This is a genomic window from Mycobacterium sp. WUMAC-067, assembly GCF_020217485.1.
Taxonomy (GTDB): Bacteria; Actinomycetota; Actinomycetes; order Mycobacteriales; family Mycobacteriaceae; genus Mycobacterium.
The window spans coordinates 1-673 of record NZ_JAEKMI010000176.1; the positions used below are offsets into that span (position 1 = coordinate 1).

Genomic DNA, 673 nt, shown 5'->3' on the forward strand with positions numbered 1-673 from the left:
CAGCGGCGCTATCTCGGAATTGCCCGTCATTCCTTCGATCAAGTTCTCCCACGATTGGTTGTACTGCGTGGAGAGCGAGTTGATGTAGTTCTCCAGCTGGGTCAGCCACGACGATGAAGACGTAGACGATGAGGCGGCTGTCGCGGTTGCCTGGGCCGCTTGGCCTGTGTCATTTGTGGTAGCCGGCGCTTTTTCGAACGGGGTCAGCTCCCCGGCGGCCTCCGACGAGCTGGCATAGGCGAACATCGTGGCGACGTCTTGGGACCACATCTGGGCGTATTCGGCTTCGGTGGCCGCGATCGCCGCCCCGTTTTGCCCCAACAGGTTGGTCGCCTGCAGTGATGCCAGTTGGCTGCGGTTCGCAACGACGAGCGCTGGCGGGACAGCGGCCGCCAAGGCGGCCTCGTAGGCGCTAGCCGCGGCCTGGGCTTGGGCGGCGGTCTGCTCTGCCTGGGCCGCCGTGTTCGACATCCAAGTCAGGTACGGTGCGGCCGCGGCCGCCATGGAGGTTGATGACGGACCCTCCCACGAATCGCTGACTAGTTCCGAGACCACCGTGCCGTAAGACGAAGCGGTGGAATGCAATTCGGCGGCCAGCGCTGCCCATGCGGCGGCTGCGGACAGCATGGGTGCCGCGCCGGGTCCGGCGTAGAGCTGGGTGGAGATGACCTCT

General features: G+C 65.2%; 1 protein-coding gene. It reads right to left on the reverse strand.

The genetic code is table 11. The annotated features are described in order from the left end of the window. On the reverse strand, positions 1 to 673 hold a 673-nt coding region (locus JF781_RS28095), incomplete at both ends, for a PPE family protein (RefSeq protein ID WP_225341372.1).